Consider the following 17783-nt stretch of genomic DNA (forward strand, 5'->3'; position numbering starts at 1 on the left):
GAAATTGTTAACTTCGGGGTTTTTTCGCGTTAATTCCTACTTAATAAACTCACGCCAAACTCGCCCCATGAATCTGATCAAGGACAGAGCGGATACCGATCACTCTTAATGGGAATATTGCCGTGAAACTCTCCACTCTGGTGCTTGCCAGCCTGATGACCCTGACCTCCGCCGCAGCCTTTGCCGAAGGCGGTTCCGAGCGTTCGAAGGAGTTCTACAACAACTTCACGTTCATGCAGCAAAAGACTCACGGCACGGCTGAACAAACCGCGCAGGCTGATGGGAAGAACGTGAAGAAAGAGCCGGCCGGTCAATCCACCGCTGAGCAACAACCGAACACTTGATTCAACTGATTTAACCGCACTGCCCTTTACCATCCTGCTCCTATGGCTAAGGTGAACTTGGCGCCATTTAATTAATGGCGCCCTTTTTTTGCCTGTTATTTATTAAAGCGGTTTGCTCCAGAACAACATGCGTCCGTGGACTGGATCAAATATCGAATCATCAAAACCGAACTTGCGATAGGCCGACTGAGCCACCGCATTGCCTTCCAGCACCTCCAGGGTGATTTTGCAGCAGCCGCGCTGACGGGCAATCTCCTCGACTTTCTGCAACATTTTCTGGCTGAGCCCAAGCCCCCGAAACGTGTCCTTTACCACCACGTCGTGGACGTTGACCAGCGGACGGCAGGCAAATGTGGAAAATCCTTCAAAACAATTCACCAGCCCGGCCGGCTCTCCGCTCACAAACGCCAATACGCTGAACGCATGCGCACGCTTGGCCAATTCTGCTGGCAACTGCGCCAGCAAATCCGGATCCAGGCTGTGCCCGCCCCCCATGGGATCCTTGGCGTAATGATTGAGTAACAGCGCAATGGCTTCGGCATGCACGGCATTGGTGTAGCTGGCTTGCAGCACCAGGATGTCAGGGGTGTCCATTTCCTTCCTCGATAACGGCAACAAGGGATTCGGTTCCCTCTAAGGGCATGATTGTAAGCGTGGAAGCACCGCCAACTGAAGGAGATTAACTGCCAATAGGCGTTTGAAAACGCTGAAATTATGCCGCTAGAAAAGGCGGGACTGCCCATTCCAGGGGTTTCGTCGCACACGCCTCAGGCAAAACGCTGCAATTGCATTTCTTGCAGGCGGCTCAAAGTACGACGGAAGGGGAACTCCAGGTAACCCTCGGTATAGAGGCAATCGAGCGGGACCTGCGCCTCGATGAACAGCGGCACTTTACGGTCGTAGCACTCGTCCACCAGCGCGATAAACCGCCGCACGCTGTCATCGTGCACCGACAATTGGGGCAATTCGCGATCACCCGCCGCCACGCGCTGTGCGCCGTCTTCGGTGCCCCGGGCAATCCGGCCGGGGCGTTTTTGTGCGCTGAGGTTAGGCACTTCGCCCAGCAGGATCGCCTTGAAGCGATCGCAGATCAGCATGAAATCCATGGCTGCCAAGGGCTGCTCGCACAGATCCGCATAACGACACCACAGCACGGTATCACTGGATTGCACCGCGATAATGGAGCGATGTCCCACTGCGACAGGCCCACTGCGCACTGGCTGGCCTTCGGCCAATTGCTTGAACACACCGGCCAACGCGCAGGGCTGATTGACCCAATAGCGTTGGATACCGATACCCGGATGCAGACGGTGGTCCTCTCCCCCATCCACCGCTATCACTTGCATATGCTGTTGTATCGCCGCAATCCCCGGTAGGAACCGCTCGCGGTTGAAACCCTCGGCATATAGCTGGTCTGGCGGTTGGTTGGAGGTGCAGACCATCACCACGCCTTCCTCGAACATCACTTGAAACAAACGCCCCAGGATGATTGCGTCACCAATGTCATTGACGAATAGCTCGTCAAAGCACAGCACCCGTACCTCACGGCTCAATTCCCGCGCAAGCGCCTGCAAAGGATCCTGCGTACCGGTCAGTTGAAACAGGCGTTGATGCACCCAGCCCATGAAGTGATGAAAATGCTGGCGGCGCGCAGGCACCTGCAGGCTTTGATAAAACTGATCCATCAGCCAGGTTTTGCCACGGCCCACCGGCCCCCACAGATAGACGCCCATGCTGGGCACACGACCGTGGTGCAAGGCTTCATGGCAGGCTTGCAACGCTTCCACCGCGCGACGCTGGGCGTCGTCGGCCACGAAGCCTTGTTGAGCGATGGCGTGTTGGTAGGCAGCGAGGGGCGAGTCGAAAGTCATGCTCGCCAGTATGACCTACAGGGAAATATCCAGCCGTGAAATCTTGCCCTGCTCGTTCAAGCGAAAGGTGTAGCGCAACTCCAAGGGGCTTCCGGGAAAATTGCCGGACACCACATTGCTGACCAGCACCTTACCAGTGCGGTGTTGCACCTTGAGCACTTCGACCCGCGGCTGGTAGCGGCGCGCGGTGTCTTCCATCCAGCGCGCGATGGCGGCGGTACCGACTTGATGCTGCCCCTCGTCGAACACATTGGCGTCATCGGCAAAACAGTGGGCGACAGCCGAAGTGTCACGGGCATTGGCGGCTTCGAGATAGGCCACGATGGCCGGCGCCAACTCAGGAATAGACATGGCACAGCTCCTTTCTTGGTGATTTATGACGCCATGCTAAGCCAGGGTTGTGTCAGTTTTTGTCAGGAGTGAATGGCCCGGACTCATTCTGCTCCATCAGCTTGCGCCAGCCGCGCAGCCAGTCACTGCGCCGCCCCGGATAACGCTCGCCATGGGCTTCGGCACTCGCCACACGGTCGGTACGAAAGGTGCGATACGCGCCACGCAGCTCACACCAAGCGACGATCACCCGCACTTCATTCAGGAACCCCAGGGCCAGGGGCCAGATCAGGCGTTCGCTTTGGGTCTGGCTGGCGTCCGCGTAATCGATATGCAACTTGGCCTGGTTGCGAATGGCCTCGCGAAACACGTTCAACGGCACACGGTTCTCCGGGTAACCGAAACCCGGCGGACCGGGCAACACCGTGGGGTTGCGCAGGGCTTCCTGAGCGGCTGGGTCGAGCACGTCGGCGATTTTTGCCAGGGCGTTGGCGGCGGCGCGGCTGAGCACGTCATCACCGCGCTGATCCACGTAGCGCAAGCCAAGCACAATGGCTTCGGTTTCCTCGGCGTTCAGCATCAAGGGCGGCAGAAACAACCCGCTGCGCAACACATACCCAACCCCTGCCTCGCCGAAAATCGGCGCACCCAGCGCTGTTAATTCCGCAATATCACGGTAAAGCGTGCGCTCGGACACTTCCAACTGTGCTGCCAGCACGGCAGCAGTCACCGGGCGTTTCTTGCCCCGCAAGGCCTGGAGCAACGTCAATAGACGAGTGGTACGCGACACGGGAAGCCCCGCCAAAAAAGGAAAAGTGCCGCAGCTTAGCAGAGCCCCCTGTCAGAAAACGTCAGCAGTAAAAAAGGCCCTTGACCGAATAAATTATCGCGATCATATTAAATACATGTTGCTAAACATGTAAGAAAATCACTGCCTCAGGAGTCCTTGTATGCGCAATAAAGTCTTTGGCCGCCGCAGCGGCCTGCAGGTATCTGAACTGGCGTTGGGTACTGCCAATTTCGGCACGGGCTGGGGCCATGGTGCCGAGCGTGATGAGTCCAAACAGATTTTCGATGGTTACCTCGAAGCCGGTGGCAATTTCCTGGATACCGCCAACGGCTACCAGTTCGGCCAGTCGGAAAAGCTGCTGGGGGAATTCATCGCCTCCGAGCGTGACAACCTGGTGGTCGCCAGCAAATACACACTGCGCAGCCAACCGTCCGATGAAGGCACGATCCGGCTCGGCAACAACCGCAAGAATCTGGTCCGCTCAGTGGAAGAAAGCCTCAAGCGCTTGAATACCGACCGCATCGACCTGCTCTGGGCGCACATGAGCGACAACGTCACGCCCATGGAAGAGATCCTGCGCGGCCTCGATGACCTGGTTCGCGCTGGCAAGATCCACTACGCCGGCCTTTCCAACTTCCCCGCCTGGCGCATCGCCCGTGCCGACCTGCTGGCTGAAGTGCGCAACTTCGCGCCGATCATCGGCATCCAGGTGGAATACAGCCTGGTCGAGCGCACCGCCGACCGTGAACTGCTGCCGATGGCCGAAGCCCTGGGCCTGGCTGCCACACTGTGGTCGCCCCTCGGCGGTGGCTTCCTGACCGGCAAGTACCGCAACACCCAGGACGACAACCGCGCCAACAAGCTCGGTATCCTGGTGCACGCCGAGCACAGCGCCCGCGAAACCGCCGTGCTGGACACTCTGCTGGCGGTCGCCGCCGAAGTGGATGCCTCCCCAACCCACGTTGCCATCGCCTGGCTACGGGAAAAGGCTCGCCGCTCCACCACCGCACTGATCCCGATCCTGGGTTCGCGCACACGCGCCCAACTGGACAGCACCTTAGGCGCATTGAATGTGCAGTTGTCAAGCGAGCAAGTCACCCGTCTCGACAACGCCAGCGCTATACCGCTGGGTGTGCCGCACGGCATCATCGCCGAGCGTTTCCCCATCGATATCGGCCTGGACACCCCTCGCCCGCCGGTTATCTGAGGCAAAAAAACGGCCTGTCGAACAGGCCGTTTTTTATTCAGCGATCCCGCTTAAGCCAGGCTCTTGCTGACCACCTCGAACACATCGCTCGACAGCTCACCCGACGCCCGAATGCGCTCCAACTCCGCCTTCATCAGTGCCTGGCGCGCGCTGTCGTATTTGCGCCAGCGGGTCAACGGTGCCAATTGGCGCGAAGCGATCTGTGGGTTGAAGCCATTCAGCTCGATCACCAGATCCGCCAGGAAGCGATAGCCCGAACCGTCCGCCGCGTGGAAGTTGATCAAGTTCTGCCCGGCAAAGGCGCCAATCAACGCACGCACCTTGTTCGGGTTCTTCATCGTGAACGCCGGGTGCTCCATCAACGCCTTCACGCGCTCCAGCCCGCCCGGCAAGGTGCTGCCAGCCTGTACGCTGAACCACTGGTCCATGACCAGCGGGTTGTCCTTGAAGTTCTCGGCAAATACCGCCAGGGCCTTGGCCTTTTCGGCGTCGAACGGCGAATTCACCAGCACCGCCAGCGCGGTCAGGCGCTCGGTCATGTTGTCGGCCGTGTCGAACTGTTCGATGGTCGCCGCCAGCACTTGCGGCTTGCCACTGAGCATCAGGTACGAAAGCGCGATGTTCTGCAACGCGCGACGGGCAAAGTGCTCGGCCGCAGCCACATAAGGCGTCTGCTTGGACAGGTCGCGATTGGCCTGATAGCGCAACCACAGTGCTTCGTGCAGATTCTCCGACAGTTGTTTGCGAGCAAACTCACGGGCAGCGTGGATGGCATCCACATCCGCAACCTCGCTGATTTCCGTAAGATAGGCTTCACCCGGCAACGACAGCATCTCCGCCACCATCGCCTGGTCCAAGCGTTCGTCGCTCAACACGCTGCGCAGCGCGGTGATCAAACGCTGATCCATGTGCAACGCCTGGCCCTGCTGATGCTGGGCGATGAGTTCCTGCAACACCTGCACCGACAACTGCTGACCGGCATCCCAGCGATTGAAACCATCGCTGTCGCGCTGCATCAGGAACATCAGTTGATCGCGGTTGTACGGGAAGCTCAATTTCACCGGTGCCGAGAAACCGCGCAGCAGCGAAGGCAGTGGCTGCTCGGGGATATCAATGAAGGTAAAGGTCTGCTCGGCTTCAGTCACCGAGATCACGCGAGACGTGGCACCGACAGCCGTTTCCCCGACCAGGCGCAAGGCAATAGCGGCGCCCTTCCCGTCCAGCAAGCCCAGTTCCACCGGGATCACGAACGGTAGTTTTTCCACCTTGTCCGGGGTTTCCGGGCAGCTCTGGCGGAAGGTCAGGCTGTAGGTTTTTGCCGTCGCGTCGTAGGACTCGCTCACTGCCAGACGGGGCGTACCGGCCTGGCTGTACCAGCGCTTGAACTGCGTCAGATCAGCGCCGTTCGCGTCTTCCATGGCCTTGATGAAGTCATCACAGGTCACGGCCTGGCCGTCGTGGCGTTCGAAGTACAGGTCACTGCCTTTGCGGAAGCCTTCGGCACCGAGCAACGTGTGAATCATGCCCACGACTTCCGAGCCCTTTTCGTACACGGTCAGGGTGTAGAAGTTGGAAATCTCGATAAAGCTGTCCGGACGCACCGCGTGGGCCATAGGGCCGGCATCTTCGGCGAACTGGTGGGTACGCAGGTACGCCACGTCCTGGATGCGCTTGACCGTGGCCGAGTTCATGTCGGCGGAGAATTGCGAGTCGCGGTAAACGGTGAAGCCTTCCTTGAGCGACAGCTGGAACCAGTCGCGGCAGGTCACGCGGTTGCCCGACCAGTTGTGGAAGTATTCGTGAGCGACGATCGCCTCAACCCGCTGGTGCGCGGCGTCGGTAGCGGTTTCGGCGCGGGCGAGCACGGCACTGGAGTTGAAGATGTTGAGGCCCTTGTTTTCCATGGCGCCCATGTTGAAGTCGTTCACCGCCACGATCATGAAGATGTCGAGGTCGTACTCTCGACCGTAGGTTTCTTCGTCCCAGCGCATGGATTTTTTCAGGCTGGTCATGGCGTGCTGGCACTTGTCGATGTTTTCCGGCTCGACGTAGATGCGCAGGGCGACCTCGCGGTTGGTCATGGTGGTGAAGGTGTCTTCGACACACCACAAGTCACCCGCCACCAGGGCAAACAGGTACGCCGGCTTCTTGAACGGGTCTTCCCAGGTCGCCCAGTGGCGACCGTCTTCACCGGGGCCGCTGGCAATCGGGTTGCCGTTGGACAGCAGGATCGGGTAGCGATGCTGCTCGGCGATCACCGTGGTGGTGAAGGTGCTCATCACGTCCGGGCGGTCGAGGTAATAGGTGATCTTGCGGAAGCCTTCAGCTTCGCACTGGGTGCAGAACATGCTGCCGGACTTGTACAGGCCTTCCAGGGCGGTGTTGGTTTCCGGGTGGATTTTTACCGTGGTATCCAAGGTAAAGGTCGCACTCTTCGGCTGTACCGTCAGGTGGCTGTCGGTCAGCTGGTAGTCATCTGCCGTCAATTCCTGATCGGCAAGGTTCACGCTCAGCAGCTCCAGTTGCTGGCCGTCCAGCACCAATGGCGGCAAGCCGGCGCCGCGCTCAGGGTTGCGGCGCATCACCAGTTGCGCGTGGACCAGACTGTGGTCCTCGAACAACTCGAAGGTCAGGTGCGTTTCTTCGATCAGGTAGTCCGGCGCCTGATAGTCCTTCAGGTAGATCATCTTCGGTTGTTCGGTGCGCATGGGTGGCATCCTTCTACTGATGCACGGCGAGCTGGTAGGCCGTGTACTTACGAATGTTGATAACGCCGGTGTCGAAGATCAGGTATTGGCCTTTGATCCCCAGCAGCGTGCCTTCGGCAATCGGGTTCTTGTCCAGGTTGAAGCTGACGATCTTGGCCGGATACTGCTCGACCGGGTAGCGGATTTCGATCGGTTCGATGTCGGTTACCGGTTGAATGGCCTGCAGGCCAAAGCGTTCCTGCAAACCGAGCAAGCCTTCGGCGCAGGAGGCGAACAGCTCATCGCGCACCTGCTTGAGGTCGACGGCTTGGGCGTCGCCTTTGAGCAGCGCGCGCCAGTTGGTTTTATCGGCTACCTGACTGCGGAACAGGTCTTCGACGAAACCGGACTGCTGGCGGGTCGCCACGCGCATGATCGGCAGCGCCTGGCTCGCGCCCTGGTCGAGCCAGCGCGTCGGCAACTGGGTGGCGCGGGTGATGCCGACCTTGATCCCCGACGAATTCGCCAGGTAAACCACATGGTCGGTCATACAGAACTTTTCACCCCAGCCCGGATCGCGGCAGGTGCCGGCGTCGTAATGGCAACGCTCGGGGCTCATGATGCACAGGTCACACTGGGCCAGCTTGGTCATGCACGGGTAGCAGTAACCCTGGCTGAAGCTGGTCTTGGTCTTGCGGCCGCAATGGCTGCAATGGATGGCACCGAGGTATTCCAGGCGTACGTGTGTACCAATCAACGGGTTGACCGGCACCTCGGCATCGCCCAGGCGAAACGCGTATTGAACGGTCGGTTCACCGAGTTGCGCCGACATCTTGCTGACTGCACCGCGACCAATTTCAATCAATGGATCGCATCCGACTTGAACAGAATATTCGGTACTGGCGCGGACTTGGACGCGCATTCCTGCGGGCCCATGTAACCGGTGCGCTGGTCTTCCGGCAGGTTCTGGATTTCCCAGGCGATCACCGCTTGCAGGGACAGCTCGCGCTGTTCGGCAGTGAGCTTGCGGCCATCGGACCACTTGCCGATTTCCACGGCAAGCTTGAGGCTCTCGTAGATGTCCGGGGTGATGTTTTCGATCATTTCAGCAAAAGAGGACATAAGGCTCTTCCTTATCAAAGAGAGGCTTTGCGGCGGCTGTACAGCCCACCCAGCAAACCCGTCAGGCAACCGATAACCAGGCCGCCGACATGGGCAGCATTGGCGATTTCGCCGAAACCGATCATCGAGACCAGCCCCGACAGGCAGAGCAGCAGCCACACCAGCATCATCACCAGCACCCCACGGGGCAGGCGATAGGCCGGATTAGGCGACAGTAATTGAAAAATCCAGCAATGCCCGAGCAGGCCGTACAGCACACCGGACAACCCACCGAACAGGCCAGGGCCGCCAAAAACGTATTGAGCGTAGTTCGACACCAGGCTGAACAACAGCGTCAGGCCCAGCAAGTTAATGCTGCCCTGGCGCGCTTCGATGCGCCGGCCCAGTTCCCAGTACCACATGCCGTTCATGGCCAAGTGCAGGATACCGAAGTGGATCAGCATCGGCGTGACCAGGCGCCACCACTGCCCCGCCGCCAGGCTGTCGGCCAGCGGTGTGAACTGGATGTACTCGCCGACGATGCGGAACTGCAGGAACGTCAGCCAACTCATGACTTGCAGGTTTTCACCGAGCAAGGTCACGGCGCCCACAATGATACTTGCCAGCAGCACCAACGCGGTTAACGGGCTGTGCCGCAGCTGCTGGAGAAACCCAGGGCGCTTGATCGGCGCCTGCTCGGGAATATCCAGTTGCTGGTCCGGGTCACCCGCAGGAAAGCGTTGATACAGCACACGCACGTCGTCGCTGATGGTTTCCGGCACCCACAACACCTGCTCACCCGCCTCTTCGCTGACACGATGGGGCACTTGCATGCGTTGCAGCAACTGGACAAAGCCGCCCAGGTCGACGCTCAAGGGCAGGCGTAATACCGCCACAGCACTCATTTGATAACCTCGGGGCGCTCTACGTCGACCCATACGAATTTACTCGGATCCAGGCGGGTTTCCTGATCCAGGCGATAAGCCACCAGCTTGCCGTAGAGCACGGCGCTGTAGTCCAGGCACGCCAGGTTCTCGCGGATCGGCGCCGGTTTGCCGCTGCGCCAGTAATGGCCGACGAACAACATAGGTTCGTCGACGCCGTAGCGCAGCAGGGAATTCTTTTCGGTGGACGACAAGGGCGTACGCGCCACTGGCTCCGGCAAGGCGTCGGGCTGGAACACGATGTCGCCGTAGGTCTTGGGATCGTCCTCCCAGAACTTGGTGCGGAAAAACGAGCGCGTCAGGCCATCGCCACCGGTCAGCGTGAGGCCATCCGGCAGGCGCATATCAGTGCCGCGCAACAGTCGGTCGAAGGCGTTGCAGGCAAAACTGCCCGGCACGGCGGCGGCCTGCAGGAAATGCTGGTCGATGCAGCCGTCCGGGAAAGTGGCGCGCAGCGGATCGATAAAGCCGTCATCCCAGCAGGCATGCACTACGCGAAAGCGCCCGGCATCGACAAACAGCGGCATGTCATAGAACCAGCCGAGGAAGTCGTGCCAGTCGGCCGGGTGGTGTTCGAATTGCGCCAGTGTCTCGTGGATCAACCGCGCATGCCGTGGGTTGTGCTCGCGCACAAACTGTTTGCCACTGCCGGGCGGCGCGGGCGTGGTCCAGCCCAGTGCGTTGAACTCATGGTTACCCATGATGCACAGCGCCTGGCCGGCTTCGGTCATGTCGTGGACGATATGCAACGCCTCGCGGATGCGTGGGCCACGGTCGATGATATCGCCGAGGAACACCGCCATGCGCGATGGGTGCCGCCAAACACCGCCGATCTTGTGATAGCCCAACTGGTCGAGCAAGTGCTCAAGGGTATGAGCGCAACCGTGCACGTCACCAATCAGGTCGTAGCTACGCGCGGGATCGAGCATCAGTCGCCTCCACCCCCCAAGCGGCTGCCCCAGCCCAGCTTGGTGCGGCACACTTCGTAGTAGTTGTGGTCCAGCGGGTGGATCAACCGCAACTTCTGTGCCTTTTTGCTCACGGTGATAGTGTCACCGGGGGCGCAGGTGAAATGGTTCTGCCCGTCACACGACACCTGCGGGTAGATTTGCATGTCTTTGGAGACCACGATTTTCAGCTCACTGTTGCCGTCGACCACAATCGGCCTGCTCGACAACATATGGGGGTACATCGGCACGATCACAATGGCATCCAGCTTGGGATGCATGATCGGGCCACCCGCCGACAACGCATAGGCGGTGGAGCCGGTGGGCGTGGCTACAATCAGGCCGTCAGCCTTCTGGCTGCACACGAACTGGCCGTCGATATAGAGTTCGAACTCGATCATCCGCGTGGACTTGCCGGGGTGCAGCACCACGTCATTCAGGGCGTCGCCCTGGCCGATGGCTTCGCCGTGGCGGCGCACTTCGGCTTGCAGCAGGAAGCGGTTCTCCACCAGGTAATGGCCGTCGAGCACCTTGGCCACTTCGACTTCCAGCTCATCCGGGCGGATATCGGTGAGAAAACCCAGGCTGCCGCGGTTGATCCCCAGCACCGGCACGTTATGCCGCGCCAAGGCTCGAGCTGCGCCGAGCAGGCTGCCGTCGCCGCCGACCACAATCACCATGTCACACACTTCACCGAGCATCTTGCGTGATGAGGTCTGCAGGCCGTGGCCAGGAAGGATTTCGGCGATGGTGTCTTCGAGGATCACATGCAGGTGGCGGTCCAGCAGGAATTTTTTCAGCCGGCGGACGGTGTCCAACACCTGGGTACTGCCCAGGCGACCGATAATGCCGATATTGCGAAATTGCTCCATGAGGCTCCTGCGGGATGTGGGGTGTGGCAAAAAGAAGGATTATGGGCGAAAGGCCGCCCCAGGCAAAATCCTTTGTCGCCGTGAAGCCTTGATGACAATGGTTCTCAGCCACCCGCCCGGCACTTAAAAGGCTATGCTCGGACCATGACTGTGTTCCCGGATCTGCACAACCTGCCCCGCCAGCTGCGCCACCCCGAAGTGCGCGACCTGGCCTGGGTGATGCTCGCCCCGCCGATGCTGGCGCAAACGCCGTGGCCGCAACGCCATCCGCTGACCGGCAGCGATTGGGTGCAAGCGCCTCATCTGCTGGAGCACTGGCTGCGCCAGCTCGATCAGGACAGCAGCGCCTTGCAGCAGTGGCTGAACCAGTCACGCACCCGGCGCCTGGGCCTGTATTACGAGCGCCTGTGGCAGTTCGCCGTACAGCATGCGCCGGGCGTGGAACTGTTGGCGGCCAATCTGCCAATCCGCCGCGCCGGGCATACCCTCGGCGAGCTGGACATGCTGCTGCGCGACCGTGACGGCGTGCATCACCTGGAACTGGCGATCAAACTCTATCTCGGCCCGCAGGACGGCAATGGCCAGGACACGGATCAATGGTTGGGACCGGGCTGCCACGACCGGCTGGACCGCAAGCTGGCGCATCTGGCCCAGCATCAACTGCCGATTTCCAAGCGGGCGGAAAGCCGAGAGGCGCTGGCGGCGCTGGATATCCAGCATTTCGATGCGCATTTGTGGCTGGGCGGCTATCTGTTGTACCCCTGGCCTGGCGAGGCCCAAGCCCCCATGGGTGCCCATCCACAGCATTTACGTGGGCGCTGGTTGCATCAGCGTGATTGGCCAGCGTTTGTCAGCCAAAGTCCGCCCGGTCGCTGGCAGCCCCTGCCCAGGCATGCGTGGTTGGCGCCGGCGCATTACCCGGCGGATGAAGTCTGGAGTGAAGAACAGATGAGGGGCTGGCTGGCGCAGCTGGATCCCATGGCGCCTGCACAATTGCTGGTGCGGATGGTTCAAGTCGATCAGGATTGGGAAGAAGCCGAGCGGTTGTTCCTGGTGGCGGACCTTTGGCCCAACGTGCCGGGCAATAGCTAATCGTCAATATGCCGATAGTCCAGCTGCAACCCCACCGCCAACTCCCGAGCCCGACCCAACCTGATCGGCCCGCGCTCGATATCCACCAACACCCCCGGACACTCCAGCAACGGCAACCCGGCGATGTCCTTGAGTCGCCCGTCAGTGATCACCAGCAGCCGCTGCTGTTCAGCCGGATACCGCTTGCGGCGCAGCGTCAACCACGCCCCGGCCTCGGTCAACGCCGCGAGCAACGGCGTACCACCGCCCGCGCCCAATTGATCCAGCCAGTCCGCCAAGCCCTTCGCCGCCTTCAACCCCTGTACCTGCCATTTAGGCGAGTGACCGCTGGCCGTCAACAACGCCATCCGCGCCCGCTGGCGGTAGGCGTCATCAAACAATTGCGCCAACAAACCCTTGGCATCGGTGAGCGCACGGTGCCGCCGGGTGGACGCCGACGCATCGACGATCACCAGCCACAGCTCATGGGCCGAACGGCTGCGCAGGTGATAGCGCAAATCTTCACGGGTTTGCGGGCGACCACTGAGCAAGGTACCCGGCCAGTTGATCGAGCCTTGTTTCGCGCTGCGCGCCTTACCGTACCTGCCGCTGTCCAGTCGCCCTGCCTTGGGGCGGGCATCCGCCCCCGTGTCAGGTCGGGGGCGAATGCCTAGGGCTTTTTTGGCCAGGTGGGGACTTCCCGGCGCGCCCCCGTGGGCAGGGCCGGAGCGGGCATGTCGCCCCACTGGCCTTGGCCTGGCGAAGCGTCGGAAGATTTGGGCGACTGCCCTTCACTTGGCGGGTTGGACGATGGGGCTTGTTCCTGGCGACGATGGCGCAGGGCAAACTCGGCCACCGCTTCGATATCTTCCTCGGCTATCGCACTGGCGCCACGCCAGGCGGCATGGGCCCGAGCGCCGCGCAACCAGACCAAGTCCGCACGCAAACCGTCGACGCCCGCCGCGAAGCACCGTTCGCTGATCCTTGCCAGCGCCTCGTCGTCCAGCGCGATAGTGTCCAGCTGTGCCCGCGCCTGAGTGCAGCGTTCGCGCAAGGCCGCCTGCGACGCTTCCCATTGCGCGCAGAACGCCGCCGGGTCGCTGTCGAAATCCAGGCGCCGACGAATAATCTGCCCACGCTCGGCCGGCAAGGTCTGCCCGCTCAACGCCACGTTGAAACCGAAACGGTCGAGCAGTTGCGGACGCAACTCGCCCTCCTCCGGGTTCATGGTGCCGATCAGCACAAACCGCGCCGAATGGCGATGGGAAATGCCGTCGCGCTCGATCAGATTGGTGCCGCTGGCGGCCACGTCCAGCAGCAAATCCACCAAATGATCGGGCAGCAGGTTGACTTCATCGACGTACAGCACGCCGCCATCCGCCTTGGCCAATACGCCGGGCGAAAACTGCGCCCGGCCCTCGCCCAATGCAGCATCCAGGTCCAGCGTGCCGACAAGGCGCTCTTCAGTCGCGCCCAGGGGCAAAGTCACGAATTGACCACTGGCCAGCAGGTCCGCCAAACCACGCGCCAAAGTCGACTTGGCCATGCCGCGCGGGCCTTCGATCAGCACACCGCCGATCTTCGGGTCGATGGCGGTCAGGCACAGCGCCAGTTTCAGGTCATCGGCGCCGACTACGGCGGACAGCGGGAAATGGGGAATATCAGTCATACGATCCCTCTTCAAATTCTGCGGCACAAGCAACCTCACTGTAGTGAGCGGGCTTGCCCCGCGCTGGGCTGCGTAGCAGCCCCAATAAAGCTAAGCGGATTCTTCCTGGCAAAATGCGGTGTCCGGTTTTGGGGCCGCTTCGCAGCCCAGCGCGGGCAAGCCCGCTCACCACAACAAGCTTGCCTTCAGCCATCCTCTTCGATATCTAGCAACAAGTTTTCCAACGCCTCGCGGTACGCCCCCGGTTCCTGCCACATGCCACGCTGCTGCGCTTCGAGCATGCGCTCGGCCATGTCACGCAGCGCATCGGGGTTGTGTTGCTGCACAAAGGCGCGGGTGTCGGGGTCGAGCAAATAAGCATCGGCCAACAGGGCATATTGGTGATCGTCAATCAGCGCCGTGGTGGCGTCGAAGGCGAACAGGTTGTCCACGGTTGCCGCCATCTCGAAGGCACCTTTATAGCCATGGCGCTTCACGCCTTCGATCCACTTGGGGTTGGCGGCGCGGGAACGGATCACCCGGTTCAGCTCTTCCTTCAGGGTGCGGATCTTAGGCAGGTCGGGCTGGCTGTGGTCACCATGATAGCTGGCCGCCTTATCGCCGCTCAGGGTTTCCACGGCGGCGAGCATGCCGCCGTGGAATTGGTAGTAATCGTTGGAATCAAGCAAGTCGTGCTCGCGGTTGTCCTGGTTTTGCAACACCGCCTGCACCTGGCTCAAACGCTGGGCAAACTGCGCGCGGGCGGCGGTGCCTTCGTCGGAACCACCATAGGCGTAGCCGCCCCAGTTCAAGTAAACCTCGGCAAGGTCTTCACGACTTTGCCACAGGCGACCGTCGACCGCGCCCTGCACGCCCGCGCCATAGGCGCCGGGCTTGGCGCCGAAGATGCGCCAACCGGCTTGTTTCGCCGCCGCCTCTTCGTCCAGGCCCGACATGAGCAGCGCCTCACGCTCACTACGCACCTTGGCGGCCAGCGGGTTCATGTCGTCCGGCTCATCCAGCGCCGCCACGGCCTGCACCGCGGCGTCGAACAGGCGGATCAAATTGGCGAAGGCATCGCGGAAAAAACCCGACACACGCAAGGTCACGTCTACGCGCGGGCGATCCAACAGGCTGATCGGCAGGATCTCGAAATCGTCCACCCGCTGGCTGCCGGTCGCCCACACCGGGCGCACGCCCATCAGTGCCATGGCCTGGGCGATATCGTCGCCGCCGGTGCGCATGGTGGCAGTGCCCCACACCGACAGGCCGAGCTGGCGCAGGTGGTCGCCGTGGTCCTGTAAATGCCGCTCAAGAATCAGGTTGGCGGATTGGAAGCCGATGCGCCAGGCCGTGGTGGTCGGCAGGTTGCGCACGTCGACGGTGAAGAAGTTGCGCCCCGTTGGCAACACATCCAAACGCCCGCGACTCGGTGCACCACTCGGGCCCGCCGGTACAAACCGGCCGCTGAGGGCATCCAGCAATCCGCGCATTTCCGCGGGACCACAGGCGTCAAGGCGCGGCGCCACTACGATGCGCAGGCTTTCGATAACCGCCTTCACCTCTTCCCAACCGGGCTCTTCCAACTGTTCAAGCGGGCCTTCGAGCGCCTGCTCGATCAGCCGTGCGGCATACAGCTCCAGGCGTTCGCGGGTATCGCCAGCGGTGCGCCACAATTGCGCGTCGATCTTCTGCAATACCAGAGGTCGGCGCCCCGTCCAAGGTTCGGCCAGGGCACAGTCCAACGGATCAAAGCCCAAGTCGAAAGCCTTGGCCAATACACGCAGCAGGCTCGACTGTGGGCCACGCCCATCGCCACGCGGGATACGCAACAAAGCCAGCAACGTGTCGATACGCAAGCGGCCTGCGGGCGACTCACCAAAGATGTGCAGGCCATCGCGGATCTGCGACTCCTTCAAGTCGCACAGGTAAGTGTCCAGGCGCGGCAACCACACGGCAGCGTCGGCGTCGCTCTCCAGCTCAAGTTCCTGGTCGATGCGGGTTTCGCGCACCAGTTTGAGGATGTCTTTCTGCAACTCCAGGGCCCGGCGCGGATCAAGCAGTTGCGCTTCGTAATACTCGTCCGCCAGCAGTTCAAGGTTACGCAGCGGGCCGTAGGTTTCAGCACGGGTCAGCGGCGGCATCAGGTGATCGATGATCACCGCCTGGGTACGTCGCTTGGCCTGGGCGCCCTCGCCCGGATCGTTGACGATAAACGGGTAGATATTCGGCAGCGGCCCCAACAGCGCATCGGGCCAGCAGCTTTCCGACAGGCCGACACCCTTGCCCGGCAACCATTCAAGGTTGCCGTGCTTGCCCACATGAATCACGCCATGGGCGCCATAGGTGTGGCGCAGCCAGAAATAGAACGCCAGGTACCCGTGGGGCGGCACCAGGTCCGGATCATGGTAAACCGCGCTGGCGTCCACCTGATAACCCCGCGCCGGTTGGATACCGACAAAGGTCAGGCCCAGGCGCAGCCCGGCGATCATCATGCGGCCATCGCGGAACATCGGATCGTTATGGGGCGTGCCCCAGCGCGCCAGCACCGCCTGGCGATTGGCCTCGGGCAAGCGGCTGAACATCGCCTCGTAGTCATCCAGGCCCAGGCTTTGATGACAGGGGCGAAGGTCGAGGCTGTCCAGGTCGTTAGTGATGCCGCCGAGCAAATCGTGGATCAGTGCCGTGCCGCTTTCCGGCAGTGCATCCGGCACCGGATAGCCTTCGACGTGCAACGCACGCAGGATATTCAGCGCCGCCGCCGGCGTATCAAGGCCGACACCATTGCCGATACGCCCATCGCGGGTGGGGTAGTTGGCAAGGATCAGCGCAATGCGTTTGTCGGCATTCGGCACCCGCGCCAGTTCGACCCAGCGTCGCGCCAATTCTGCGACAAAATCCATGCGTTCCGGCGCCGCTCGATAGCACACCACATCCGACTGGCTGCGTTCGCTGCGCCAGGCCAGGTCCTTGAAGCTGATCGGCCGGCTGATGATGCGTCCGTCCAACTCTGGCAGGGCAATGTGCATCGCCAGGTCCCGGGGGCCGAGGCCTTGCTCGCTGGCTTCCCAGCCGGGCTGGTTGTCCTGGGCGCAGATCGCCTGGATCACCGGGATATTGCGGCGAAACGGGCGCAAATGCGGCGCTTCCGGGCTGGATTGGGCGAAGCCGGTGGTGTTGAGGATTACCGCCGCGCCCACCTCGTCCAGCAGGTCCTCGACCACCGCCAGGCAGCCGGGCTCTTTTAAACTGGCCACCGCCATCGGCAACGGGTTGAGGCCCGCCGCTTGCAAGCGCTGGCAGAACACATCGATAAAGCCGGTATTGGCCGCCTGCAAATGGGAGCGGTAGAACAGCACCGCCGCCACCGGCCACTCGGCATTCCAGTCGGCCTGCCAATCATTCAGGCGGGCGTTAGCGTGGCGCGGATGATAAATCGCCGTGCGCGGCAGGGTCTGCGGCTCCGCCCAGGCGTAGTCACGGCCCAGGTAGGCACTGGCCAGGCAGCGATAAAAATCCAGCGCATTGCCTAGGCCGCCCTGGCGCAGGAAGTGCCAGAGGCGATCACGCGCTTCGGCGCCGACGGTGCTCAACCCGCTGAGTTCCGGGTCCGGGCGATCATCCCCCGGCACCAGGATCAGCTGCACGCCCCTTTCGGCCAACTCCACCAGGCGCTCGATGCCGTAACGCCAATAACCGATACCGCCATGCAGCGAGATCAGGATGACCTTGGCGTGGCGCAGCACTTCATCGACGTAGAGGTCGACCGAGGCGTGGTTCTGCACCTGCATCGGGTTGGCCAGGCGAAAGCTGGGGTAATCGTCGGGTAACTGCTGCGCCGCCTCGGCCAGCAGCGCCAGGCTGGAATCGCCGCTGCACAGGATCACCAGGTCAGCGGGGGTCTGGCCAAGGTCGGCAATATTGTCGTCCGAGACGAAACCACCGGGCTGGGTCCTGAGCAGGTGCATGGG

16 protein-coding genes are annotated in these 17783 nt (G+C 61.6%); 3 read left to right on the forward strand and 13 right to left on the reverse strand.

Annotation, left to right across the window (positions count from 1 at the left end; genetic code table 11):
• The first annotated feature begins 122 nt into the window (after positions 1-122).
• Complete coding sequence (locus tag ACP7C6_RS08090; protein WP_028615891.1) at positions 123-344, forward strand: hypothetical protein; 222 nt, start codon at positions 123-125, stop codon at positions 342-344.
• 102 nt (positions 345-446) lie between these two features.
• Here ACP7C6_RS08090 and ACP7C6_RS08095 read toward each other — a convergent pair whose 3' ends face one another.
• The 4 genes from ACP7C6_RS08095 to ACP7C6_RS08110 form a co-directional block, all read right to left on the reverse strand.
• Complete coding sequence (locus ACP7C6_RS08095; protein WP_028615890.1) at positions 447-938, reverse strand: GNAT family N-acetyltransferase; 492 nt, start codon at positions 936-938, stop codon at positions 447-449.
• 173 nt (positions 939-1111) lie between these two features.
• A complete protein-coding gene (gene zapE / locus ACP7C6_RS08100; RefSeq protein WP_122685324.1) occupies positions 1112-2215 on the reverse strand; it encodes a cell division protein ZapE in 1104 nt (367 codons plus the stop codon).
• A 15-nt stretch (positions 2216-2230) separates the two neighbouring features.
• A complete protein-coding gene (locus ACP7C6_RS08105) occupies positions 2231-2566 on the reverse strand; it encodes a nuclear transport factor 2 family protein (RefSeq protein WP_016979423.1) in 336 nt (111 codons plus the stop codon).
• Positions 2567-2618: 52 nt separating this feature from the next.
• Positions 2619-3335: a helix-turn-helix transcriptional regulator gene (locus tag ACP7C6_RS08110; RefSeq protein WP_028615888.1), complete on the reverse strand. Its 717-nt coding sequence runs from the start codon at positions 3333-3335 to the stop codon at positions 2619-2621.
• Between the two features lie 160 nt (positions 3336-3495).
• On the opposite strand from ACP7C6_RS08110, the gene ACP7C6_RS08115 reads away from it, so the two are divergent.
• A complete protein-coding gene (locus tag ACP7C6_RS08115; RefSeq protein WP_426108589.1) occupies positions 3496-4542 on the forward strand; it encodes an aldo/keto reductase in 1047 nt (348 codons plus the stop codon).
• 50 nt (positions 4543-4592) lie between these two features.
• Here ACP7C6_RS08115 and pepN read toward each other — a convergent pair whose 3' ends face one another.
• The 6 genes from pepN to ACP7C6_RS08145 are packed head-to-tail and all read right to left on the reverse strand — an operon-like array spanning position 4593 to position 11093.
• Positions 4593-7250, reverse strand: coding sequence for an aminopeptidase N (gene pepN, locus ACP7C6_RS08120; RefSeq protein ID WP_426108590.1), 2658 nt, complete (start codon positions 7248-7250; stop codon positions 4593-4595).
• A gap of 13 nt (positions 7251-7263) precedes the next feature.
• Positions 7264-8094, reverse strand: a complete 831-nt coding sequence (locus ACP7C6_RS08125) for a DUF2797 domain-containing protein (RefSeq protein WP_021491804.1) — start codon at positions 8092-8094, stop codon at positions 7264-7266.
• On the reverse strand, positions 8091-8351 hold the full coding sequence (locus ACP7C6_RS08130) for a YeaC family protein (protein WP_016972751.1): 261 nt from the start codon (positions 8349-8351) through the stop codon (positions 8091-8093). The genes ACP7C6_RS08125 and ACP7C6_RS08130 overlap by 4 nt, the downstream gene beginning before the upstream one ends.
• 14 nt (positions 8352-8365) lie before the next feature.
• Entirely contained in the window at positions 8366-9235 is an 870-nt protein-coding gene (locus ACP7C6_RS08135; protein ID WP_122685322.1) for a rhomboid family intramembrane serine protease, read from the reverse strand.
• Positions 9232-10206: a metallophosphoesterase gene (locus ACP7C6_RS08140; RefSeq protein ID WP_376713302.1), complete on the reverse strand. Its 975-nt coding sequence runs from the start codon at positions 10204-10206 to the stop codon at positions 9232-9234. Before ACP7C6_RS08140 ends, ACP7C6_RS08135 begins: the two co-directional genes overlap by 4 nt.
• Entirely contained in the window at positions 10203-11093 is an 891-nt protein-coding gene (locus tag ACP7C6_RS08145) for an NAD(+) kinase (RefSeq protein ID WP_038845279.1), read from the reverse strand. The genes ACP7C6_RS08140 and ACP7C6_RS08145 overlap by 4 nt, the downstream gene beginning before the upstream one ends.
• Positions 11094-11237: 144 nt before the next feature.
• Here ACP7C6_RS08145 and ACP7C6_RS08150 point away from each other — a divergent pair, with 144 nt between their 5' ends.
• Positions 11238-12185 (forward strand): DUF1853 family protein, encoded by a 948-nt coding sequence (locus tag ACP7C6_RS08150; RefSeq protein WP_236321093.1) that lies wholly within the window; start codon positions 11238-11240, stop codon positions 12183-12185.
• Here the strand turns inward: ACP7C6_RS08150 and ACP7C6_RS08155 are convergent.
• From ACP7C6_RS08155 to cobN, 3 genes are all read right to left on the reverse strand, one after another.
• Entirely contained in the window at positions 12182-12781 is a 600-nt protein-coding gene (locus ACP7C6_RS08155) for a VWA domain-containing protein (protein ID WP_122685356.1), read from the reverse strand. The genes ACP7C6_RS08150 and ACP7C6_RS08155 overlap by 4 nt on opposite strands.
• A 53-nt stretch (positions 12782-12834) precedes the next feature.
• Complete coding sequence (locus ACP7C6_RS08160) at positions 12835-13833, reverse strand: ATP-binding protein (RefSeq protein WP_028615880.1); 999 nt, start codon at positions 13831-13833, stop codon at positions 12835-12837.
• Positions 13834-14018: 185 nt separating this feature from the next.
• Positions 14019-17780, reverse strand: coding sequence for a cobaltochelatase subunit CobN (gene cobN, locus ACP7C6_RS08165; protein ID WP_426108591.1), 3762 nt, complete (start codon positions 17778-17780; stop codon positions 14019-14021).
• Between the last annotated feature and the right edge of the window lie 3 nt (positions 17781-17783).

The organism is Pseudomonas sp. TWR1-1-4, assembly GCF_049897165.1.
Lineage (GTDB): Bacteria > Pseudomonadota > Gammaproteobacteria > Pseudomonadales > Pseudomonadaceae > Aquipseudomonas > Aquipseudomonas canadensis.

Coding starts and splice junctions, on each gene's coding strand:
- zapE (WP_122685324.1), bottom strand. CDS start 2,215: ATGACTTTCGACTCGCCCCTCGCTGCCTACCAACACGCCATCGCTCAA.
- ACP7C6_RS08105 (WP_016979423.1), bottom strand. CDS start 2,566: ATGTCTATTCCTGAGTTGGCGCCGGCCATCGTGGCCTATCTCGAAGCC.
- ACP7C6_RS08115 (WP_426108589.1), top strand. CDS start 3,496: ATGCGCAATAAAGTCTTTGGCCGCCGCAGCGGCCTGCAGGTATCTGAA.
- ACP7C6_RS08130 (WP_016972751.1), bottom strand. CDS start 8,351: ATGTCCTCTTTTGCTGAAATGATCGAAAACATCACCCCGGACATCTAC.
- ACP7C6_RS08160 (WP_028615880.1), bottom strand. CDS start 13,833: ATGACTGATATTCCCCATTTCCCGCTGTCCGCCGTAGTCGGCGCCGAT.
- ACP7C6_RS08095 (WP_028615890.1), bottom strand. CDS start 938: ATGGACACCCCTGACATCCTGGTGCTGCAAGCCAGCTACACCAATGCC.
- ACP7C6_RS08135 (WP_122685322.1), bottom strand. CDS start 9,235: ATGAGTGCTGTGGCGGTATTACGCCTGCCCTTGAGCGTCGACCTGGGC.
- cobN (WP_426108591.1), bottom strand. CDS start 17,780: ATGCACCTGCTCAGGACCCAGCCCGGTGGTTTCGTCTCGGACGACAAT.
- ACP7C6_RS08145 (WP_038845279.1), bottom strand. CDS start 11,093: ATGGAGCAATTTCGCAATATCGGCATTATCGGTCGCCTGGGCAGTACC.
- ACP7C6_RS08150 (WP_236321093.1), top strand. CDS start 11,238: ATGACTGTGTTCCCGGATCTGCACAACCTGCCCCGCCAGCTGCGCCAC.
- pepN (WP_426108590.1), bottom strand. CDS start 7,250: ATGCGCACCGAACAACCGAAGATGATCTACCTGAAGGACTATCAGGCG.